The sequence below is a fragment of the Dictyobacter kobayashii genome (genome assembly GCF_003967555.1).
GTDB lineage: Bacteria > Chloroflexota > Ktedonobacteria > Ktedonobacterales > Ktedonobacteraceae > Dictyobacter > Dictyobacter kobayashii.
The window spans coordinates 2458607-2480525 of record NZ_BIFS01000001.1 but is presented as its reverse complement, the minus strand read 5'-3'; the positions used below and the strand labels follow the sequence as shown (position 1 = coordinate 2480525).

General features: G+C 50.5%; 17 protein-coding genes and 3 pseudogenes. 16 read left to right on the top strand and 4 right to left on the bottom strand.

Annotation, left to right across the window (positions count from 1 at the left end; translation table 11 throughout):
• Window positions 1-9: 9 nt before the first annotated feature.
• Window positions 10-2049, bottom strand: a complete 2040-nt coding sequence (locus tag EL645_RS10860; RefSeq protein WP_126550042.1) for a tyrosine-protein kinase domain-containing protein — start codon at window positions 2047-2049, stop codon at window positions 10-12.
• A 505-nt stretch (window positions 2050-2554) separates the two neighbouring features.
• Between EL645_RS10860 and EL645_RS10855 the strand changes: the two genes are divergently transcribed.
• From EL645_RS10855 to ilvA, 10 genes and pseudogenes are all read left to right on the top strand, one after another.
• Entirely contained in the window at window positions 2555-4099 is a 1545-nt protein-coding gene (locus EL645_RS10855; RefSeq protein WP_126550041.1) for a hypothetical protein, read from the top strand.
• 5 nt (window positions 4100-4104) lie between these two features.
• Window positions 4105-4311, top strand: coding sequence for a hypothetical protein (locus EL645_RS39220; RefSeq protein ID WP_161977289.1), 207 nt, complete (start codon window positions 4105-4107; stop codon window positions 4309-4311).
• A gap of 2 nt (window positions 4312-4313) precedes the next feature.
• The gene (locus tag EL645_RS10850; RefSeq protein ID WP_126550040.1) at window positions 4314-5132 is read left to right on the top strand and encodes an ABC transporter permease; all 819 of its coding nucleotides are present in this window, start codon (window positions 4314-4316) and stop codon (window positions 5130-5132) included.
• A 181-nt stretch (window positions 5133-5313) separates the two neighbouring features.
• Entirely contained in the window at window positions 5314-5640 is a 327-nt protein-coding gene (locus tag EL645_RS10845; RefSeq protein ID WP_126550039.1) for a hypothetical protein, read from the top strand.
• The gene (locus tag EL645_RS10840) at window positions 5637-6062 is read left to right on the top strand and encodes a type II toxin-antitoxin system PemK/MazF family toxin (protein WP_126550038.1); all 426 of its coding nucleotides are present in this window, start codon (window positions 5637-5639) and stop codon (window positions 6060-6062) included. Before EL645_RS10845 ends, EL645_RS10840 begins: the two co-directional genes overlap by 4 nt.
• Window positions 6063-6659: 597 nt before the next feature.
• Entirely contained in the window at window positions 6660-7547 is an 888-nt protein-coding gene (pdxS, locus tag EL645_RS10835) for a pyridoxal 5'-phosphate synthase lyase subunit PdxS (protein WP_126550037.1), read from the top strand.
• A 160-nt stretch (window positions 7548-7707) separates the two neighbouring features.
• Window positions 7708-8187, top strand: a pseudogene (gene pdxT, locus EL645_RS10830) (pyridoxal 5'-phosphate synthase glutaminase subunit PdxT); the annotation flags it as partial.
• A gap of 45 nt (window positions 8188-8232) precedes the next feature.
• On the top strand, window positions 8233-9261 hold the full coding sequence (locus tag EL645_RS10825; protein ID WP_126550036.1) for a GNAT family protein: 1029 nt from the start codon (window positions 8233-8235) through the stop codon (window positions 9259-9261).
• A 54-nt stretch (window positions 9262-9315) separates the two neighbouring features.
• Window positions 9316-11226, top strand: coding sequence for an AAA ATPase domain-containing protein (locus tag EL645_RS10820; RefSeq protein ID WP_126550035.1), 1911 nt, complete (start codon window positions 9316-9318; stop codon window positions 11224-11226).
• A 334-nt stretch (window positions 11227-11560) separates the two neighbouring features.
• The gene (ilvA, locus tag EL645_RS10815; protein WP_126550034.1) at window positions 11561-12835 is read left to right on the top strand and encodes a threonine ammonia-lyase; all 1275 of its coding nucleotides are present in this window, start codon (window positions 11561-11563) and stop codon (window positions 12833-12835) included.
• Between the two features lie 77 nt (window positions 12836-12912).
• On the opposite strand, the gene EL645_RS10810 is transcribed toward ilvA, so the two are convergent.
• The 3 genes and pseudogenes from EL645_RS10810 to accC all read right to left on the bottom strand — a co-directional run bounded on the left by EL645_RS10810 (window position 12913) and on the right by accC (window position 16071).
• A complete protein-coding gene (locus tag EL645_RS10810) occupies window positions 12913-13374 on the bottom strand; it encodes an acetyl-CoA carboxylase biotin carboxyl carrier protein (protein WP_126550033.1) in 462 nt (153 codons plus the stop codon).
• A 6-nt stretch (window positions 13375-13380) separates the two neighbouring features.
• Window positions 13381-14619, bottom strand: coding sequence for a beta-ketoacyl-ACP synthase II (fabF, locus tag EL645_RS10805; protein ID WP_126550032.1), 1239 nt, complete (start codon window positions 14617-14619; stop codon window positions 13381-13383).
• A gap of 97 nt (window positions 14620-14716) precedes the next feature.
• Window positions 14717-16071 (bottom strand): annotated as a pseudogene (gene accC / locus EL645_RS10800) (acetyl-CoA carboxylase biotin carboxylase subunit).
• 454 nt (window positions 16072-16525) lie between these two features.
• On the opposite strand from accC, the gene EL645_RS10795 reads away from it, so the two are divergent.
• The 6 genes and pseudogenes from EL645_RS10795 (at window position 16526) to EL645_RS40860 (ending at window position 21811) form a co-directional block, all read left to right on the top strand.
• A complete protein-coding gene (locus EL645_RS10795) occupies window positions 16526-16975 on the top strand; it encodes an FAS1-like dehydratase domain-containing protein (RefSeq protein WP_126550031.1) in 450 nt (149 codons plus the stop codon).
• A gap of 70 nt (window positions 16976-17045) precedes the next feature.
• Window positions 17046-17498, top strand: a complete 453-nt coding sequence (locus EL645_RS10790) for a MaoC/PaaZ C-terminal domain-containing protein (RefSeq protein WP_126550030.1) — start codon at window positions 17046-17048, stop codon at window positions 17496-17498.
• Window positions 17499-17900: 402 nt separating this feature from the next.
• Window positions 17901-18989 carry a sensor histidine kinase gene (locus tag EL645_RS10785; protein WP_126550029.1) on the top strand — a complete coding sequence of 363 codons (1089 nt, stop codon included), beginning with the start codon at window positions 17901-17903 and terminating at the stop codon, window positions 18987-18989.
• Between the two features lie 199 nt (window positions 18990-19188).
• Window positions 19189-19467 carry an FAD-binding oxidoreductase gene (locus tag EL645_RS40870; protein ID WP_218031810.1) on the top strand — a complete coding sequence of 93 codons (279 nt, stop codon included), beginning with the start codon at window positions 19189-19191 and terminating at the stop codon, window positions 19465-19467.
• Window positions 19464-20494: pseudogene (locus EL645_RS40865) on the top strand (FAD-linked oxidase C-terminal domain-containing protein); the annotation flags it as partial. The gene EL645_RS40870 and the pseudogene EL645_RS40865, both read left to right, overlap by 4 nt.
• Window positions 20471-21811, top strand: a complete 1341-nt coding sequence (locus EL645_RS40860; protein WP_307720574.1) for an FAD-binding oxidoreductase — start codon at window positions 20471-20473, stop codon at window positions 21809-21811. The pseudogene EL645_RS40865 and the gene EL645_RS40860, both read left to right, overlap by 24 nt.
• The last annotated feature ends 108 nt before the right edge of the window (window positions 21812-21919 follow it).

Genomic DNA, 21919 nt, shown 5'->3' with positions numbered 1-21919 from the left:
TCTTCTTACTCAGGTTAACTGTTCTCGACTTTCAATGGTTGTCCCATCCCAGAAATCAGGACGCCTGAACTGTGGCGTGTTTTTCTTCTCGGTTGTTTCTGCGAGTATCTGTTGAGGTAACGACGATGCTATGGGTAGCTCCGGTGCTGTATAGATCTCATTCTCATTCTCAGGCTGGCCGGCTGCTGTTTCCGGATGTACAGGTGTTGAGTTCGTTTTAGGAATCAACGATGTAAAACGTTGTGGAGCGCTGGTTCGCATCGAGGGCAAAGATAATTTAGCTGGCAGACTGGATTGGATAGCAACTGGTGTGCTGGGTTTCAAGAGCTCTCGACTTTGCCAGGGCTGTGGCGTTTCTGGTAGCTCTACTTGAGGAGAAATCTCCGTAATACAGGATGCCTGGCTAACGGATTGAGTAGTTAGTGGAGTAACCAGCGCATGCCGGTCGCTGCCGTGGGTCAATGCATGTGGCTGGTGATAGAAGTAAGGATAATGGCGAGCTTTGCGCTTATTTACCACGACGCCCAGGATGGGAGCCTGCAACTGTTCGAGTAGCTTAGCGGCTTTGTTAAGCTGCTCTGGCTGAGTCTGGCGCGCCTGAATTACCAGCACACTGGTGTCCGCCACGGCTGCTAAGCTCTGCGTCAAACTTCCCTCCTCTAATGGAGCCGTATCAAAGATGATCACATCAATTAAACCCGTTGCATCCGCGTGCCCTCCGCTGGCATTTTTTCCCTGTAGACATTGCTGTAGCTGTGTCAGGGCAGGGATAGAGATTTGCGACTGGGAGTGTGCTGCGGTTATACCCGTAGGAAGGAGCCAGAGATTAGGCACATAGGTTTTCCATTGCGCCAGCCAGGCGGCCGGATTGGTGGTTATAGGTTGCATCTCTGCTAAATGATTGAGTAGCCCCTGGGTATTGGGCAGATTAAAGATGATATGCTGGCTGGGGTGTTGGAGATTGGTATCAATTAACAAGACACGCGCGCCGCTATGGGCTAGCGTCAGGGCTAACTGTGAGGCCACCAGGCTTGTGCCGCTGCGATGGTTTAAACCTGTACAGAGCAGGGTTGGCTGTCCCTTATATAGGACCTGTAGATTCATGCCCACCACGGCAAAAGCCGTACGCAATGGCTCCAATTTATGCAATGAAAAATCCAGTAAGCGAGCACTTTTTTTCAAATTGTTTGTCTGGGGCAGTTGTCCCAGGACCGCTAATCCACAACCACGTATTACATCATCTACCGTCTTCAGGCTTGCATCCAACCAGTCACGCACCAGGACCCAGCAGATGAGCAGGCTACAACTTAGACCTGCCACCACCACGCTCAGTAGCCAGAGCGGCGGTCCAATGGGCTGAAGTGGAGCGGTCGCAGGTTGGGTGATGCTCAACAAGGTTGGCACATGTATTTTCTGGATCTGCAGCTGGCTATAATGTGTCAATAGCTGATTATAGCTGTTATGATAGGTATCGATTAGACTCTGCTGTTGTGAGATCGCTTGCCCCGATCCCTGCTCCTTTTGCAATATTCCCAGCTGTCTCTGGGTTGCGTCTAGCTTCAGTCTTGTGGTTGTAATTAATGGGGAGAGCTGTTGAAGCGTCGTTTGTAGCTGGGCAGACTCCCGGCTTTCTTGTATCTGAATGAATGTGTTGCCAGCTGTATTTGCTATCTGTGCTGCCCGGGTAGCTGTGGTTGCCTGCACGCTAATAGAGATAAGCTGGGATGTACCGATGCTTGAGCTGGTGACCATTGATTGTAACTGGTTAACGGTGAGCCCGGGAAATTTCTGGGCTGTCGCCTGTAACACCTGTGGACTGGTAACCAATGGTGTATAATTGGTCGCTAGCATTTGCGCATGCGCAAGTGTATCCCCATCCGGCATCGCAGTGGCACTCACCTTAAGAATACATGTTGCCTGGTAGAGCGGAGGAAGGTACATACCAACGACGTACGTAACACTGGTACAGATGGTGATCCCGAGCAAAATAAAGGCACAACGGTGGCGGATCACCCAGGCGTAATGGCGTAAGGTTGCATGTATAGACATAGGTTTATACTGTCCTTCCCTGGTGAAAAAACCGCGAGCCCTGAGAGGTAATCATGTTCCGTGGTAGCTGGTGGGTGTTTGAAATGTCAAGCATAAGGTGTCCGTTCCTCCTCCCTCACAACATATAATACTGCTATCTATAAGCTGGCCGAGCTTATTTGAGAGACATTAGGATCTTTTAGATATTGCTTTCTCTCAATATACCAAAACGTGCTTTGCATTGAAATATAACAATAAGTACTTTTAGTTTCAAGTTGTCTTTTTCTTTGCACCGTCTGCGGGGTGTAAAGAAAAAGAAGAGGTTGGAGCAGTGCCCCCTTTTTCTTCTTTTTCATAACCCCGTCAACGGGGAAGATATGAAAAACTCATCTATGGCGATGAGAGCATGGTTGACAAGCAGCAAGGCACAACATACAATCCATATGAGAAGTTTTTAGTTTTATGCATATAACGCGCGCCTGGAGGGGGTCCCTCCTTTTTATCACATGCGGGATGTTATTTCGGAATGAAAGACGACAATGAGTGGCTTATAGCCGCTGATGCTCAATACGCATTGGGCATAAAGTATCGTAACTCTTCCACTGGAGATCAACAGGCCAATCTGGAGCAGGCTATCGCTTGTTTTCAAAAGGCATTAAGTCTCTATTCTTTACAAACCTCACCCATCGAATGGGCCAGGACACAGCAGCAATTAGGCATCTTATATCGCAACCTGACGACCGGCCATGATCGCCAGCAGTATTTGAATAAGGCCCTGGCTGCCCTGCAGTCCTCGCTAGAAGTATTTACAAGTGAGTCCCATCCTTTGGATTGGGCGCAGACACAATATGAATTGGCTTTGACCTATTTGTATCTACTTGGTAGCAACCGCCGCCCTTCACTCTTTAAGGCGCTGACCTGTTTTCAGTCCTGCCTGGAGGTTTATACAAGCGAGGCTTTTCCTGAACAGTGGGCCAGTACACAATACAATTTAGGCAATTTATATTGTCTTCTTCCAACGGATGATCGTTATTCGACATTACGTAAGGCCATTATCTGCTATGAGTCCGCCTTGCGCATCTATACCTGTGACGTGACGCCGCAAGAATGGGCGATGGCCCAATACAGCCTGGCTAATGTGTATGCTTTTTTACCAGGTGGCGAGCGCCAGACCAATCTGGAACGCTCGATTATACACTACCAGGCAGTCTTGCAAGTGAATACATTTGAGCAGCACCCGGATCTCTGGGCTAATACCATGCAAAGTATGGGCAATGCCTATCGCAATATGCCAGGGGATGAGAGTGAGGCCAGTCTGCACCATGCTGTAGACTGCTATAAAGCGGCGCTGAATGTTTATTCTCGTGAGCATACACCCCTGGATTGGGCATCAATCTATAATAATCTGGGCATTACCTATAATTTGATGTCGAGTGGCAACGAACAAGCCCGCTTAGAGCAGGCTGTTACCTGTTTCCGCTCTGCACTACAGGTTTATACTCGTGATGCATATCCTGCTGACTGGGCCAAAACCAATAATATGTTGGGTCTGACCTACCTGGATATGCCAGAAGGGGATGAGCACGAACAGTTGAGCCAGGCCATCCTCTGCTTTGAAGCGGTCCTGGAAGTATATACCTTCGCGCAGCATCCATTGGCCTGGGCCAATGTGCATTATAATCTAGGTCATGTGTACATGCTCATCCATCCGCAGCATGAGGAAGAGAGGCAGTCCCATATCCAGAAGGCGATCACCTCATTTGAGTCGGCTTTACAGGTCTACAATCGTAAAGATACACCGTATGAGTGGGCTAAAACCCAGAGTAATCTCGGGATGCTTATAAAGATTGTCAGATCGAGGGACGCCATCCTTATCTTCAGCAAGCTATCGCCTGTTATCGAGCGGCCCTGCTGGTCTATGCGCGGGAGAATATGCAAGAGGAATGGGCGACCACGCAGGGAAACCTGGGGCAGGCTTATTGGCAGCTTTCAGGGGGAGAACGACAGGACTACCTGGATCGCGCCATTGCCTGTTTTGAAGAAGCGTTGCAGATTCAGACACGCGAGGTGACACCATTGGAATGGGCACAGAACAAACATACCTTAGGACTGGTCTATGCCAAACTCGCTCGTGGAAATCAGCAACATAACAATCGACAGGCACTGGTCTGTTATGAAGAGGCTTTGTCAATCTACACAGCCCTCCAGATGCCTGCTCAGGTCTCCAATGTCCAACGCGACATCGACCATGTTCGCTATGTGCTCTCTCATGGCCGTGCTTGATTATGAAAAAATATGTAGTGCTCAATAATTCTCATTGGGGATGGCTAGTCAAGATTATAACTGTGATCTTGACCAGCCTCTTTTTTCTTTTCCTGGGCGTACCGCTGGTTGGCCTGCTGTTCAGGGAAACGCCAGCGGTGATCTGGAACGAGATTCTGCAGCCAGATATTTTTCAAGCCTTACAGCTTAGCGTGGTTACTACCACCGTGAGTACGCTGCTGGCAATCCTGTTTGGTTTACCGGCGGCTTATGTATTGGCACGCAGACGCTTTTTCGGGCGTGGCCTGTTGGAAACATTGATCACCTTACCAACCGTGCTGCCTCCGGTAGTGGCCGGTGTCGCCCTGCTACTGACATTTGGACGCATGGGACTGCTGGGCCGCTACCTGGAATTTTTCAATATCAGTATCCCTTTCACGACCACAGCGGTCATCATGGCCCAGACCTTTGTGGCGGCCCCATTTTTTGTGAACAGTGCCAAAGCGGGACTTGAACAATTGGATCAGCGCTATGAGCTGGCGGCTTATACCCTGCGGGCTTCTCCTGTCTATACTTTTTTTCGTGTCACACTACCCCTGATTCGCCCGGCCTTACTTTCAGGCATCGGTCTATGCTGGGCCAGAGCCCTGGGCGAATTTGGGGCGACCATCACCTTTGCAGGCAATTTTCCCGGTGTCACTCAGACCATGCCCATCGCCGTCTATATTGCCTCTGAATCGGACCTGGATAAATCCATTGCGCTGGCCGTCGTATTACTGGCCGTTTCCTTCGGTATACTCCTGACCTTACGGCTAAGCCAACGAGTTCAGAAAAGCAGGTAAAATGTCCCGTCCAACAGATTTTTTCGGCGGGATTGAGCGTGGTTTAGTGAGAAAATAGGTGTCTTGCCTACTTAAAATTTCTAAGCTTTCTAAGAAAACGGTCTTATCTTTATTGACAATTACCAGGTACCCCGTTACAATAAGAGGAGATGAAGTCGTGTTATGACTAGGAGGCAACTTCATGGCTGTTGTACATACAGACCTATATCGTCATGAGAACCTCGTTCGGAAATCGATCCAGATACCTTCAACGCAGCATAAAGAGCTTAAAGCGCTAGCTGTGGAACTCGACTCCTCCCTTGGAGACGTGTTAGAGGCTATTATGGACCTGATGCGACAGGATGATTATCAGCAATTAAGGTCAATAATGATTGAAAAGCGCGAACGTGAACTCTCCATATTGAACCACTCTCTCGACGAAGCCTATGCTTATCTAGCTACATCCCCCGAAACTCTTGAAGAAGCCCAATTTTGTTTTAGTGCTGGTTGTGAAGGTATCTTTGCATGAGTAATGAGGCCAGGCAATCTTTGCCGAGCCTGAAACAGCAGCAGCAGCAGGAGGCGAATACAAGTATTCCAAGTCCGCGTCGTGGTGAGATTTGGGATGTTAATTGGTCACCTGGCCGCGGGGCAGAACAACAAGGTACGCGACCGGCGTTAGTGATACAAAATGATCGAGGTAATTCTTCTTCATCCTATCCACTGACCATTGTTGCCTCGATGAGTCGCACGGAACGTGAGCTTCCATTACATGTACGTATTACGCCTACTCCAAATAATGGTTTGAACGATTACACTGACGTAAAATGTGAGCAGATCATGACGATTGAGAAGACGCGCTTGATCAGGCGCCGTGGCTCGATCAGCCCTGATGAGATGTATCGCGTGGACCAGGCTTTGCGTTTAAGTCTTCATCTTATTCGAGATTAAGGCGGGCGTTTATTTCTTCCTCTCATTTTTTCCTCAATTCTACCGCTGGGTTTATCCGGGCATATACATACCTGTGCCTTCTGTTATAATAAGGGAAGGTGTTTTTGGCATGGTGTATACCAATTTGGTTGGTGATATGGGGTATGGTGGTCCAATTCCCACTTGTCGCCGCAGGCGGCGCCAACAAAAAGAAGAATCTGGGGGACACCCCCAACCCCCGGCAAAGGGCTGCGGCCCTTTGCAATCCCAAAGGATGTAGGAAAGAAGAAAGGGACAGCTTCCCGAGTAAAGGGCTGTGGCTCTTTGCAATCCCGCAGGATGCAGGAAAGAAGATGGGATATCCGCAAGTTTGTTGAGTGGGGATGCAAGGGGCGGCAGCTCCCTGGCGGGGGATCGGGGGCTGCGCCCCCGCTTCTTCTCCCCTCCATGCCACCGTCAGCATGAGACAATTATAGCCAGCCAATAGAGATGGCTGGTCTCCATTTAGACGATTGGCTGTAGATGCTAAGAATGTTCTTGTGTTAAAATTTTAGCAAATCAGGCTACTTATTTTCTTGATATATACAGTTGAGCAAGCACGCCAGGAGAGGTAAAGATATGCAAAAGCAAGTTGGCACTGTACAGGTTAAACGTAGTTTTCCGGAGATGTTAAAGGGTGGAGTGATCTGCGATGTGGTTAATGCCGAGCAGGCAAAGGTCGCAGAAGAGGCGGGTGCCTCTGCCGTTATGGCTCTAGAGCGCGTGCCTGCCGATATTCGTGCCCAGGGTGGCGTTGCTCGCATGAGTGATCCGGAATTGATTATTAAGATTAAGGAAGCTGTAACCATTCCGGTGATGGCAAAATGCCGCATTGGACACTTTGTGGAGGCTGAGATTTTACAGTCGCTCGGTATCGATTGTATCGATGAGTCTGAAGTTTTGACGCCAGCCGATGAGCGCTTCCATGTAAATAAGCATCAATTCTCGGTCCCATTCGTTTGTGGTGCCCGTGATCTGGGTGAGGCCCTACGCCGTGTGGGTGAGGGAGCCGCTATGCTACGTACCAAAGGCGAGCCAGGTACCGGAAATGTGATCGAAGCCGTGCGCCATATGCGTACCGTCATGGATGGTGTACGCCGTTTGCAAGCGCTGCCCGAAGAAGAGTTGATGGCCGAAGCAAAAGAGCTGGGTGCTCCTTATGAGCTCGTATTGGAAGTTGCCCGCACAGGCAAATTGCCGGTCGTAAACTTCTCTGCCGGTGGTATTGCCACACCAGCTGATGCCGCCTTAATGATGCGCCTGGGAGCTGAAGGAATCTTCGTCGGCTCAGGCATCTTCAAATCCGGCGATCCCTTGCAGCGTGCCAAAGCCATCGTCAAAGCCACCACCCACTTCCAGGACCCAGAGATCCTGGCTGAAGTTTCGCGCAATCTGGGCGAGCCAATGGTTGGTATTAATCTGGATACCCTGCCCGAGCAGGAACTGATGGCGCGGCGCGGCTGGTAATTACCTGTGATTTGTAATAGTCGGAATAACACATGGAAAAATACAACCAAACCCCCCGTATTGGCGTATTAGCATTACAGGGCGATTTTGAAGCACACATCAAGATGTTGAAAGAACTAGGGCGGACGCGAAAGCTGTTCGCCTCCCCGAGCATCTCGATGAAATAGATGGTATAATATTACCAGGTGGTGAGAGTACGACGATCGGCAAACTGATGATTGTCTACGAACTCCACGAAGTTTTACAAAGAAAGATTCGTGAAGGCGTTCCTATATGGGGAACGTGCGCGGGTCTCATCTTATTAGCGAAGGAGACGGATAACGCGCTTGCAGGCCAACCACTGTTGGCTAGCATGAACATTCGCGTCCGCCGAAATGCGTTTGGCAGTCAGCGGGAAAGCTTTGAAACTGATCTGTCAGTGCCCGTACTGGGCGAAGCGCCATTCCACACTTTCTTCATTCGCGGGCCTTTGGTCGAACAGGTCGGCCCCGAAGTGGAAGTGCTGGCAACGCTCGACGATGGAACCATCGTCGCTGTCCGTGAAGGGACCCTATTAGGCACTGCATTTCATCCTGAAGTTTCAGGAGACACACGTTTCCATCAATACTTTCTCCGCATAGTACAGAGCGTGAAGAGGTAGGTGAGGTTGAAGGCCATAGCACCTATCTAACGCCAGGAGTAGTGGATGATAAGACCGGTGTTATATGTTGATTTACCGGGAATCATCTACGCTATTGACCACCGTGCTCGAGGTAACCAGCACGATTTCGCAAATTTCGTCTGCTGGCTCGAGTCGGTGGAGAGTGCGCTTCCTTCGCCTCCTGTTTTGAGGCATATTCTTCCAATTTCTCCAGTTGTCCGTACCTGGATTTGCGAGGACCACTGGCGCCTGCTAGGTTTTGCCCAGGTACGTGAACGACCATCCCATATGGCATGGGATCTCTCATATCTGGCATCGATGGCCAATCGAGATGGAGCACAACTCACAGGTGATGATATTCTATCGGCCCTCCTTGAATATGCCTTGGAGATGGCCTCAACCCACGGTATTCTCCGTATTTTCGCGAAGGTTGAAGACGAAGTACCCGAGATCGAAATGTTTCAACGTTCGGGCTTCCAGCGCTACGCGCGTGAGCTAACGTATGTCTATGATCCATATCAGCAGAAATCCGGGTCGACACACGTATTAGCAGAGCCGGCGCTCCCTTCGCTCCGTCGATGGAATCGCCACCATGTGTGGGGATTATACCAGCTTTATCGTTCTGTAACGCCGCAGCGTGTCTTAACGGCCGAACTCTACGAGAACAGCGAGGAATATGCCAGGCTTCAGGTAGGGTCACTACAACCATTACCTTCCTTTTTTGGCAGGGGCAATGAGAATTATGTATGTGACGTAGGTGTGCGTGTTGGGGCCTGGATGCGGCTTTGTCGGGGTCACGGCTCGACACCTCACCGCATCTCATTAATGGTGCATCCGGAACATACCGATCTTGCTGAGCCGTTAATCCAGTTCGGCATCAAGCGGCTTCTAGATGCGGACGTACGACGCATTTATTGCCTGGTGCGAGAGTACGATTCTTTTGTTAACACCGCTCTATGTAATAGTGGATTTGAGCAGGTCCTTGCCAAGGTTCTGCTTGTGCGACACGTGGCCTTACTGGCCACGAGGCAGAGCACGGTCCCCTGCTGGAGCAGAGAGCGGTCTATGGCTTGAAAGGCCTGGGGACGGTCAATTCGCGCCAAAAAATTATGAGGTGATAAACTGCCTATGCAACATGTGATCACTGACGATCTGGAGGCTCTGCTGGCCAGTCTTCCGCCAGACATCCACGACGCGGTCAATCGGCTAGAGAACCGAAGCGAACTGCTGGAGATCGTAATGGACCTCGGACGCGTGGCCGAGGGCCGGTTCCCGGAGGGGGAAGTGATCCTTAGTACGACACCGGTAACCTATGCCGATCTCGAGTACGTGGTTGAACGTATTGGAGAATTTGGCGACGACAATCGAGCAGGTATTGAGCGAACACTCCACCGTATTAGCGCTATGCGCAATCGTAAAGGGAGAATCGTTGGCTTAACTTGCCGTATTGGTCGAGCGGTGCTTGGCAGTATTGCCCTGATCCGTGATATAGTCGAACAGGGCCAATCCATCTTGATTCTTGGTCGTCCAGGCGTGGGTAAAACGACGCTCCTGCGTGAAATCGCCCGTGTGCTTGCAGATGAGGCGAATAAGCGTGTGGTTGTCGTAGATACGTCTAACGAAATTGCCGGTGATGGGGATATTCCTCACCCTGGCATTGGGCGTGCCCGACGTATGCAAGTAGCGCGTACGGCGGAACAACATGCTGTGATGATCGAGGCTGTGGAAAACCACATGCCACAGGTGATTGTCATTGACGAGATTGGCACCGAGTTGGAAGCGGCGGCGGCACGTACTATTGCAGAACGTGGTGTCCAATTAGTCGCAACGGCTCATGGTAATTCGCTGGGAAACTTGCTTGTGAACCCTACCCTTTCAGATCTGGTAGGTGGCATTCAAACAGTTACATTAGGTGACGAAGAGGCGCGTCGACGCCATACGCAAAAAAGTATTCAAGAGCGTAAATCTCTTCCAACCTTTGAGGTAGTGGTCGAACAGCAAAGCTGGGAAGAAGCAGTTGTACACCGTGATGTAGCTGATACGGTTGATAATATGTTGCGCGGTCAGCCTATTATGGCCGAAGAGCGTACACGTGATGAAGAGACCGGACATGTTGCGATCCGTCGAGTGACGACGGGTGGCATGGATGTTCCTGGTTGGGGCAGTGGACTCGGTGGTTCCAATGCACGCCCGGGGCAAGGTTTCACGACAAGCATGTTTGAGCGCTCGGATCGCAACGATCGTAGTCATGGAGATCGTAATCATACTCACCTGAGTTCTCTGCGTGGCACGGGTGCACCCGCGCTAGATCCGCGTGGTGGCAGTGAGCGTATACGTAGCCGTAATCAGACGACCGCACATATTGCTCCACAAGTACAGGCCCTGGCACCTACCGGGACCGCGCCTCATGACGGAGAAAGCCATGCCACTGTCCTGACCAAGCCCCGTCCGGTGACCGATATCACGGAAGGGATCTATCAGGCCAGTGAGCCAGCCACAGAGATCCGTCCGCCCAAGACGCTCAAGGTCTATCCGTTTGGTGTTAATCGCGACCGACTCTCTGAGTCCGCACGCCAGCTGCGTGTACCGGTCTTGATCACCAATAATGAGCGTGAAGCCGACGCTGTGATTACACTCAAAAATTACTATCGCCGTCAACCTGAGCGTTTACAGCAAGCGGAGCAAGAGCGCAAGCTGATCATTATTCTGAAGAATAATACCATTAATCAGATGCAGCACGCCCTGGCGCGCATCTTCGATATTCCCGAAGTCGCATCCGAAGAAGATGGTGAAAACTCAGATACCCAGATGAGCATAAGCGAGCGCGAATTTGATGATCCGACCAAGCAAGCGTTACTAGAGACAGAAGACGCTATCCACCAGGTCTTAAATAAAGGCCTCACGACAGCCGAACTGGCGCCTGCCAACGCTTACATCCGGCGTTTACAACATCAAATGGCGACTCGTTACAATTTAATCTCGCGCAGTCGAGGTAAAGAGCCTCATCGCCGGGTCAAAATTTTCCGTTCACGCGACTAAAATAAAATGTGCATGAGGCCGTCGACCCTCATGTCTGGTTCTTGAGAGGTGTTCCCACAAAAACGCCTCTTTTTTTTATGTGGAAGATGCTGATCCTTCTTTATTAACATGAGGGAAGTGCAATGCCGAGGCTGCCGCGGCAGCCTCGGCATTGCACTTCCCTCATAAAAAAAGCCTGTGCCGCAGGCGCGAGATCTCAGGAAAAGGAAAAAAGACGGTTGTCAGACAGATCGCACATGCGCTATAATCCTTCCCATAACATTTAGGCACTGTAGCCTACAAATGTAGCCATGACGGCTGGGGCGTCCTATGTTGGACTGGAAGGAGTCGTACCATGCGTCTTGTGGAGAACGATCTAACCGCTGAAACTACCCATGAGGTAGTAAGTTCTGTTAAAATAGCTGATGTCTGGGAAGCTTATAAATTCCTCAAGCCTCTAATTCATCATACCCCCCTTTCTCATTCGCGCACGATGAGTCAACTGACCGGTGCTGAGATTTATTTGAAGTGCGAGCATATGCAGCGCTCCGGAGCTTTTAAAGTGCGCGGAGCTGGCTATAAAATCTCTACTTTGACTGAGGAACAGTATCGCGCTGGTGTGATCGCGGCCTCAGCTGGCAACCATGCTCAGGGAGTCGCCATCGCCGCCGCCCAGAATAGTATCCCCTGTACCATCGTGATGCCTGAAAGCGCTCCTCTGGCGAAAGTAACCGCGACCGAAGGTTATGGTGCGCGCGTCGTGTTGCATGGAGCAACCTATGATGACGCCTATCAGCGTTGCCTGGAATTACAGCAAGAGACCGGCGCAACTTTCATTCATGCTTTCGATGATCCCAAAGTGATTGCTGGCCAGGGCACGCTGGGCCTGGAAATGCTCAATGATCTACCCGATGCAGACGCTATCGTGGTACCGATCGGTGGCGGCGGACTGATCTCCGGCATCGCCATCGCGGCCCGAGCTTTAAAGCCCGACATCACCATTATTGGCGTGCAAGCCTCTGGCGCGCCCAGTTGCCGCCGTTCGCTAGATGCTGGCCATATTGTGACCCTGCCCACGATTACCACCATCGCCGATGGCATCGCGGTAAAGCGTCCGGGTAACCTGACCTTCTCAATCATCCAGCAACTGGTCGATGACGTGGTCGTGGTCGATGATGAAGCTACTATTAACGCGGTTCTCTTGTTGATGGAGCGCTGTAAAATGATGGTTGAAGGAGCGGGAGCGGTTGGCCTGGCGGCCCTGTTAAGTGGAAAGATTCAGCTCAAAGGTAAAAAAGTGCTGGTCCCTTTGACGGGCGGCAACATCGACATCAACCTGGTTGGACGTTTTATCGAGCACGGACTGGCCAGCGCGGGCCGTTACTTTGTTATTCACACTCGCCTCACTGATCGACCAGGTGAGTTAATGCGTATGCTCTCCATCATCACCGATATGCGTATCAATGTCATCGATGTACGACACCAGCGTATCTCTAACCGCCTGCCTATTATGCAGCGTGAAGAAACTATTACCATGGAGACCAGTGATCGCGGCCAATGTGAGCAACTCCTGAGCCGTTTGCGTGACGAAGGCTACATGGTTGAAGAGGCCCAATCCTTTGACTGGTGAGACAAGACAAATAAGATAAAGAGCCGGGTGGCGCAATTGCGGTCATCCGGCTCTTTATCTTATTTGTGTGTACCTGTTTAGACAGGTTCTATGCGCAGCAGAGCATCACCTTTTTGGATAACCGCGCCATTAGCAGCAGGAATTGCCACCACGCGGCCAGACACCTCCGCATTAATCTCATTGAAGACCTTCATGGCTTCGATCAAAGCCACAACCTGTCCCGTATGGATCATATCACCAACATTCACAAATGGTGGTGTGGTTGGGGAGGCCGACGAATAATAGACGCCGGTTAGAGGTGCCACAACTGGAATCGATTTATCGACCTTTGGAGCACGCCCTGCTCCAGGGGTAGCGACAGGCTGTCCTGCGACCATGACTGGAGAGGGAGCATTGGTTAACACCATGCCCGGGCTACGCCGGATAGTAATCTCCGTTCCCTCTTCAGTTAAAGCCAGTTCGCCCACCGTGCTCCCTTCGAGCACCGTTACAATTTCTTCAACGCGCTCCAGCCACGATGATTTTTTTTGTGTATCCATGTCCTCTTACTCTTCGTATCGCTTGAAGACCAAGCTTGTATTATGGCCACCAAAGCCCATTGAATTAGACATCGCCACATTGACGGTCGCATGCCGGGCCTCATTTGGCACATAATCCAGGTCGCAAGCTGGATCTGGATGATGCAGATTAATAGTTGGAGGAATAATGCCATTCAGGATAGTCTGAATCGAGATCACCGCTTCGACTGCTCCTGCCGCGCCCAGAGTATGACCTGTCATGGATTTCGTAGAGCTGATCGCGACACGATGGGCATGAGCACCAAACAGCGTTTTGATAGCCTGGGTCTCAGTGCTATCATTAAACTCTGTGCCTGTGCCATGGGCATTAATATAATCAACCTGCTCGGGTTGGAGTCCAGCTTTTTGCAGGGCGCGACGCATGGCACGAACCAGGCCTTCGCCTCCAGGAGCTGGCGCGGTCACGTGGCTGGCATCGCCTGTGCTACCATAGCCGACCAGTTCAGCCAGGATGGTAGCCCCACGGGCTTTTGCGAATTCTAGATCTTCCAGAATGAGCATAGCCGAGGCCTCGCCCATCACAAAACCATCGCGCTCAGCATCAAAGGGACGGCTGGCTTCCTGATAGTTTTCGTTATGGCGTGATAGCGCGTGCATATTATCAAAGGCGGCCATCGCAATCGGCGTAATAGCTTTTTCGGAGCCACCTGCAATCATTACCGTTGCATCGCCACGGCGAATGGTCTCCCAGGCCTCACCAATCGTATTGCCACTGGTCGCGCAAGCAGAGACTGCGGCCCAGTTAGGGCCCTTGGCGCCCGTCATGATCGAGACGATACCAGGTGCACCATCGACAATCATCATATTAATGAAAAAAGGACTGATGCGATCTGGACCCTTTTCATGCAGAACCTTAAACTGGTCATGTAGAGTCACCAGCCCACCGATGCCGCTGCCGATATAGACACCAACCTCAGGAGCAATCTCATCTGTGATCTCTAATTTAGCCTGTTCCAATGCTTGCTTCGTGGTTGCGATAGCCAGTTGCTCATAAGGATCATTGCGACGAAGTTCCTTACGATCCATATATTTGCTAGCATCAAAATTTTTGATCTCACCACCAAAATGAACACGATGTTGACTCGTATCATAAGCGGTAATCTCACTGATGCCAGACTTACCCTGGACCAAAGCCTCCCATGACGAAGCCAGATCATTGCCCAACGAGGTAACCAGTCCCAATCCGGTTACAACTACGCGAGACATAAAGTCACCTCCCGTTTACCTGAACAGCATCTCTACTAAGATGCTAAATCATCACGTTCCATGTCACATATAGTGCTATTGCCAGGCAAAGGAATTACTATTTGATACCCAGAGCTCCAGCCTCTTCCTGGATGAAGCGCGTATAGGTATCACCACTAATAAAGCCCTCATGTTTTAGCAAGCGCTGATGGAACGGTATAGTTGTTGTGATGCCCTCGATAACAAACTCTTCCAGCGCACGCTGCATGCGCGCAATCGCCTGGTCTCGATCCTCGGCCCAAACAACCAGTTTGGCGAGCAACGAATCGTAGTGAGGTGGAACTTCGTAGCCGGCAAACAGGTGACTATCGACTCGCACACCAGGACCGCCTGGCGGCAAATATTTCTCGATCACACCAGTTTGTGGTCGGAAGTCCTTATCCGCATCTTCGGCTGTAATACGGCACTCGATCGCATGACCACGGAGCTGAATATTTTCTTGCCGCACAAGCGCATAGGTTCGCCTGAAGCGATGAGCAATTGCTCCTTCACCAGATCCAAGCTTGTTACCAGTTCAGTAACGGGATGCTCAACCTGTAAACGCGTATTCATTTCCATGAAATAGTAGCGATTCTGCTCATCCACCAGGAATTCCAGGGTTCCGGCATTGCGATAGCCAACCTGCTGTACCGCGCGAATAGCGCGTGCACCCATTTCATCACATAAGGAACGTGGCAAAATAGGGGTTGGTGACTCCTCGATAACCTTCTGGTTACGGCGCTGGCACGAGCAGTTACGCTCACCCAGATGAACACCATTACCATAATTATCGACCAAAACCTGAATTTCAACGTGACGAGCTTTTGGTAGATACCGTTCCAGATAAATACCATCATCGCGGAAAGCCTCACGGACCTCATTTTGAGCGACCGTAAATGTGCGCTCAAACTCATCCATGTGATTGATCAGGCGAATACCGCGTCCGCCGCCGCCAGCGACAGCTTTGAGCATAAGAGGAAAACCGATCTCGCGAGCTGCCTCTGTTGCCTCTGCTAATGTGCGCAAGACTGGCGTGCCCGGGAGGGTCGGTAAGCCTGCCTCAACCATAGCCTGACGGGCGGAAACTTTATCGCCCATGATTGACATCACTTCGGCCGAAGGACCAATAAATGTGATGTTTACATCCTGACAGATCTGAGCAAAGCTCGTATTTTCTGACAGAAAACCATACCCGGGATGAATTGCTTCGGCATTGGAGATAAATGCTGCGCTAATAATATTTGGAATATTTAAATAGCTTTTTCCGCTAGCTCCGGGCCCAATACATATCCTCTCATCTGCCATTTGTACTGGAAGTGAGTCACGATCGGCTTCGGAGTGAGCAATGACACTACGTATCCCCATTTCGCGGCACGCGCGAATGATGCGTAAGGCAATTTCACCACGGTTTGCAATTAAAATCTTACGAAACATATGCATGTAGACAAAGCGACCATCTTCGGGTGCTTCACCTTGCTCCTCTCACTATAAGCCCTTGTGAGGGGTGTGATGTGGACAATTATATCACAAGGGCTAAAGATTGAGGAGGATAATTTCTTTTTAGCACAACTTTCGTGCTAAAAAGAAATTATTGACAGCATGTCAGACTATCATTCGCATGAGAAGTATCTCGCTCCAGTGCGGACGTGCGCTGGCGCGCCCGAGCTTTTTTTCTTGTGTGGTGCGAAGAGCGCGCTTTTCGCACCACACAAGAAGTCTTCTTGAGCGCCTTTGGTGCCCAAACTTAGGCGTGAAGATCGCGGTGATCATGAGGATCAAACGCATTCAGAAATAGTATCAAACTTGACATCCCCCATGTCAGGTTTGATACTGAAGACGCAAAAAACCTTTGGAGATCGTGTTGAGACATGTATGAAGGAGTAATAGTATGTTTGATAAAGAGAAGGTAGGGTATAGTTTTCCTGCCTTTACGATGACAATAGAACGTAGCAAGATTCATGAATTGGCACTGGCAATCGGGGATGAGAATCCTATTTATCATGACCTGGCAGCCGCTCAGGCGGCGGGCTATAAAGATCTTCCATTGCCTCCAACCTCTCCAACAATTTTCACTTTCTGGGGCAATACACAATTATGGGAACAATTGGCCAGTGTGGGGATTAATGTGGCTCGCGTGCTCCATGGCGAGGAAGAATATGAGTATATTGCTCCTATCGCGGCCAATGATACTTTGACTGGCGTGACTACGATTGTAGATGGCAAAACCCGGCGCACAAGAGAAGGTTCGATGGATATTTTGACCACCGAGACACGCTATACCAATCAGCATCAGCAGCATGTACTGAGCGCGAAAACGATGTTTGTCGTGCGCGAGTAGTTCGCTCTCAGCGTAGCATATTTATGCGCTGCAGCCTGGATATTGATTTATGAGATAAGGAGAAACAGAGATGACAACACCTGCTGCTGTTCCAGCCACGCGTTATTTTGAGGATGTACAGGTTGGCGAAGAGATTCCACAGCTAGTCAAAGCTCCAGTAAAACATTTACAACTGGTGCGCTATGCGGGCGCATCGGGCGACTTTAATCCTTTACACACAGATCCTAAAGTTGGCGAGGAGATCGGTACCGGTGGCATTATTGCGCACGGCATGCTGATTATGGGTTTTGTGGGTCAGATGCTGAGCGACTACATTGGTCCTTCAAACTTGCGTAAGTTCGGGGTGCGTTTCAAAGGGATGACTCACCTGGATGATGTTATTACCTGCAGCGGTACCGTTACAGAAAAGTACGAGGCAGACGGAAAAGGCTATATCGCTGGCAAAGTACAGGCCAAAGATCAGACTGGAGATCTAAAAGTTTCCGGTACTTTTACCGCCGTCCTTCCTCACCGGAACGCATAATTATAATATCAAAAAACATCAAATAGAGCGTATCTCAAGAGACTCCGTTACAGAGTCTCTTGTTGTTATAACCATGGATAGCCTAAAAGATTGATTTGTACAATTTGTATGGGTACATGGTAAAATATGACCAAGATCATGAGCAGGCGCAAAGCTTGAGTCTACATGGTAAAATATGACCAAGATCATGGAGCAGGCGCAAAGCTTGAGTCTACGGTTCAACTTTTACTACACTAGCTTAAAAAACTATTTAGAAAGGGCTTTGGACTGGCTCTGCCGCGATGAAGGGGAGGAGAGCGTGCTTTATCCAAATATTGTAGCTCGTTTCCTACTTGGTATCTCAATCGCCGCTAAGATGGGCTTGATAATTTTATCTGGACTCATTTCGTCGATTCTTATAGTTTGTACTCCCTGGGTAGGACACAATCCTATCATCTATGTTGTGCCTGTCGTCCTTTCTGCCTGGTTGTTCAGGCGCTTAGGATTATACCTCTGTCTCCTTTCTCTTATCTTATTCTTCTGGACTTTTCACTCGATGGTGAACAGGACCCTTCTCCCTCGACTAATGCAATTATAGCTACCATCATTAGCGCGTTCATTCTTATTATCCTGGGGCATCTGGTAAGTGCGCAGCGTGAAGCCTCAGATTATGCCGATGACGTGTATCGGCATCTAAAAATGTATAGTGTAGAACAGTCCAAGCTCAATGAGATCAAAGACCAGTTTTTGCAGAATGTCAATCATGAGTTGCGTACTCCATTGACCGCGATCTATGGTTACCTGGAATTGTTACTGGAGCACAGTGAACAATTGGACAGTGAAATACGTACCACATTTTTGCAACATGCCATGCAAAGCTGCGATGAACTCCAATTGCTGGTCAATAATGTATTGGATACGATGGGTATCGAGAAAGAGCGGCAAACGCTCTATCTTGAGCAGATTGTGGTGCGCGATATTTTATTTGAAGTACTTGAGCGCTTTGATCCCCAGAGTGTGCAGCGGCATAATATTTATGTCGATATTCCCGATTATGTGGTTGTCCAAGCAAATGCGCAATATTTGCGCCAGATTTTACGCAACCTGCTCTCAAATGCCTTTAAATACGCTCCGGCAGGTACGCCCATTACTGTGAGTGCGGCTCTATATGGTATGGTTGTCCATCCTCGTCATGCTTCGCCTGAAATCTGTATTTGCGTCAAAGATGCTGGCCCCGGTATTCCTCCGGATGAGATGTCACTGTTGTTCGGACAATTTGTCCGCTTACGGCGCGACACTTCTGGTAGTGTGCGTGGGTCAGGGCTGGGACTCTTCTTAAGCAAGCAATTTGTTGAAGCTATGGGTGGGCGCATCTGGGTGGAGAGTGAAGGGATAGAAGGGAAGGGTAGCACATTTTGTTTTACACTGCCCTGTATTGTTCATCCAAAAGTAGAGGCCCAAACCACCCTGGCGGATTTTATGCAGTTCAGTACTCCTGCCCCCATCGATTGAGCGCTGGCACCTCTTCTGACGCTGGCCTGCCATTTGTAGCGATTGGTTTCCCCCACCTTCCATGCTATACTCTGTTACAATGAGTGATCGCACGTATCTGCTTCCCATTTTTGTCCACTTTTAATCCGCAATGTATAGAGACTATGCATAAACAACAGTGTTGCTACCATCATTTTCAATGACAGAAAGGTTTGGGGCGATGTTAAAAGAGAATGTCCTTCATACCCTGAAGAAAATACTGCCTGCGGGCCAGGTATTTACAGATAGGGCCAGCATGATTGCTTATGAGGTTGATGCCGGACTGGATAAGGGGCTGCCCGAGGGTGTAGTTTTTCCACGCACTACTGAAGAGGTGATGCGTGTGATGCGCTGGGCTTCGGCGCAGGGTATCCCGTTGATCGCACGGGGAGCAGGTACCGGACTCTCAGGAGGAGCGGTGGCTGATCGTGGGGCATCATTGTTGAATTCTCGCACATGAATCGTCTCAATGAGCTTGATGCGCTGGGCCGTAGCGCGATTGTTGAACCTGCCCTGATTAATTTACGGCTGGATGAGCGCGCCCAAACCATGGGCTTATATTTTCCCCCTGACCCTTCCAGTCAGAGAGCCTCGACCATGGGTGGCAATGTCGCGGAGAACTCGGGTGGTCCACACTGCTTTAAATATGGCGTGACCACCAATTATGTGAGTGGGATGGATGTCGTGCTGGCCAATGGAGAACATATTCGTGTGGGTGGCCAGGCCCTGGATTATCCCGAATATGATTTTTGTGGTTTGATTACTGGCAGCGAGGGTATGCTGGGGCTGATCACTTCTTTGTCCCTGCGTCTATTGCGCCGCCCACCAGCGGTGAAAACCCTGCTGGCGGTTTTCGATACGGTAGAACAGGCTGGTGTCGCGGTGTCGGCCGTAATTGCTGCCGGACTGGTGCCCGCAACAATGGAGATGATGGATCAGCGTATTGTGCGTATTATTGAACCGTTCGCGCACGCTAATTTGCCTCTTGACGCGGGTGCGGTGTTGATCATTGAATTTGATGGCTATCCTGAAGGTCTGGATCGACAGTTGGACGAGGTCATTGATATTCTACAGACCCATGGCGGCAAGGGGATGCGTATCGCTCAGGATGAGGAAGAGCGCTATAAGATCTGGCTGGCGCGCAAGAGTGCCGCTGGCGCGATTGCACGAGAAGCTCCCGCTCAATATACGGTGGATATTACGGTGCCGCGTAGCCGTCTGGCTGAAATGCTGACTGAAGCAAATCGTATTGGCGATGAATTTCAGCTACGCATGGGCCATGTCTTTCATGCAGGTGATGGTAATTTGCATCCACTGATTCTAGTGCCTGACCCGGACGATCAGGATCTACTCACGCGCATTCACGCTGGCGGCCGTGAGATGGCCCGCTGCTGCGTAGCTATGGGTGGCAGCATCACCGGTGAGCACGGTGTGGAATAGAGAAGCGCGATTTCATGCCCCTGATGCACAAACCAGCTGAGATGCTGGCCATGTGGGATGTCAAGCAGGTCTTTGATCCGCAATTTCTGTTGAATCCAGGTAAAGTATTTCCTGTGCCCGCCCAAGATGAAGCAGGGCCCTATGCAGGCTACCAGCCGCTAGCCCAATTGGTGGCAGCTGCGACAGAAATCTCGCCAGAAGGCTATATCCCTACCACAGCTCAAGAAGCCGCACGTCAGTTGCAGGCGCTTTCCCAGGCGGGAAGAGCGACTACGATTACCAGCGCTCCTATCGCCGAGCAGAACAAGACAGGACCCGTTCAGATCAGTACCGCGGCTCTGCGCGGAGTGCTAACTTATGCGCCGGAAGATCTCTATATCACCGTTGGCGCAGGAACTCCGCTGTCCGAAATCCAGGCTTTTCTACATGAGCGTGAACAGCATGTTCCCCTGGTTGCGCCATGGCCAGATATCAGCATTGGCGCCCTGGTGGCAACCAATTTAAATGCCCCTCTGCGTATGCGCTATGGCTCGATTAGAGATATTGTGCTTTGCGCAACGGTAGCTCTGGTCGATGGGCGTGTCATCCGAACCGGGCGACCGATTGTCAAGAATGTTGCTGGCTTTGATCTAACCAAAGTCTTTATCGGCTCACATGGCACGCTTGGCCTGTTGACGGATATCTCATTGAAAGTCTTTGCCCGGCCACGGATGCAGCGTACCCTGCTCTTTCCGGTTGACGAACTTAGCACTGGCCTGCGTTGGGGACAGGAGATGCTGCAACTGGCGCTCACTGCATCCGCGATTGTTTTGACCAGAGGGGGCGCGCAAGCACCAGAAAACAATAGCTCTTATCTACTGGCATACACCGCTGAAGGGGTACCCGAAGATGTACAGGCCGAGCTGGACCAGGTCACCGATGTATTGCAGAGGCTTAATGTACCAGCCCCATTCTCTACCGAGACCCTGACTGGCACAGAGCTATGGACATCCAGCATCCGCGATGCGGGCCAGGATGCGCTGGTGGTACGGATCGGTGTCCCGGTGAAAAATCTGGCCATCTACCTGGAAGGGGTAGCCTCTCTATTACATGAGACCTCTTATGTCGTCGATTTTGCCAATGGTTTCGTCTATGCCATACACTCCTCAAAAAATCCCAGGGCGGCCCAGGAGTGGTTGGATGCTTTACGCCAGGCAGCTCTGACCTTGCATGGTTATGCCATTGTGCTCGCGCAACCAGCAGCCTTAGAGGGACAGCTAGAGCGCTGGGGTTATCAACCATCGAGTTTAGAAGTCATGCAGCGCTTGAAGGCTCAATGGGATCCCCGGCATATACTCAATCCAGCGGCTTTTGTGCTGGACTAAATCAGCCTTCGTTGTTGCTTTGTATCTTTTTTTGTCGCTCCTGCGTGCCTTACAACAGGAGGAGTTGCGACTTCTTCCATTTGTATATACCGATAGCCATGAAGGAGG

Excerpts from the sequence above, each read along its gene's own strand:
- EL645_RS10860 (WP_126550042.1), bottom strand. The coding sequence starts at position 2,049 with ATGTCTATACATGCAACCTTACGCCATTACGCCTGGGTGATCCGCCAC.
- EL645_RS10855 (WP_126550041.1), top strand. The coding sequence starts at position 2,555 with ATGAAAGACGACAATGAGTGGCTTATAGCCGCTGATGCTCAATACGCA.
- EL645_RS10850 (WP_126550040.1), top strand. The coding sequence starts at position 4,314 with ATGAAAAAATATGTAGTGCTCAATAATTCTCATTGGGGATGGCTAGTC.
- EL645_RS10845 (WP_126550039.1), top strand. The coding sequence starts at position 5,314 with ATGGCTGTTGTACATACAGACCTATATCGTCATGAGAACCTCGTTCGG.
- EL645_RS10840 (WP_126550038.1), top strand. The coding sequence starts at position 5,637 with ATGAGTAATGAGGCCAGGCAATCTTTGCCGAGCCTGAAACAGCAGCAG.
- pdxS (WP_126550037.1), top strand. The coding sequence starts at position 6,660 with ATGCAAAAGCAAGTTGGCACTGTACAGGTTAAACGTAGTTTTCCGGAG.
- EL645_RS10825 (WP_126550036.1), top strand. The coding sequence starts at position 8,233 with ATGATAAGACCGGTGTTATATGTTGATTTACCGGGAATCATCTACGCT.
- EL645_RS10820 (WP_126550035.1), top strand. The coding sequence starts at position 9,316 with ATGCAACATGTGATCACTGACGATCTGGAGGCTCTGCTGGCCAGTCTT.
- ilvA (WP_126550034.1), top strand. The coding sequence starts at position 11,561 with ATGCGTCTTGTGGAGAACGATCTAACCGCTGAAACTACCCATGAGGTA.
- EL645_RS10810 (WP_126550033.1), bottom strand. The coding sequence starts at position 13,374 with ATGGATACACAAAAAAAATCATCGTGGCTGGAGCGCGTTGAAGAAATT.
- fabF (WP_126550032.1), bottom strand. The coding sequence starts at position 14,619 with ATGTCTCGCGTAGTTGTAACCGGATTGGGACTGGTTACCTCGTTGGGC.
- EL645_RS10795 (WP_126550031.1), top strand. The coding sequence starts at position 16,526 with ATGTTTGATAAAGAGAAGGTAGGGTATAGTTTTCCTGCCTTTACGATG.
- EL645_RS10790 (WP_126550030.1), top strand. The coding sequence starts at position 17,046 with ATGACAACACCTGCTGCTGTTCCAGCCACGCGTTATTTTGAGGATGTA.
- EL645_RS40870 (WP_218031810.1), top strand. The coding sequence starts at position 19,189 with ATGTTAAAAGAGAATGTCCTTCATACCCTGAAGAAAATACTGCCTGCG.
- EL645_RS40860 (WP_307720574.1), top strand. The coding sequence starts at position 20,471 with ATGCACAAACCAGCTGAGATGCTGGCCATGTGGGATGTCAAGCAGGTC.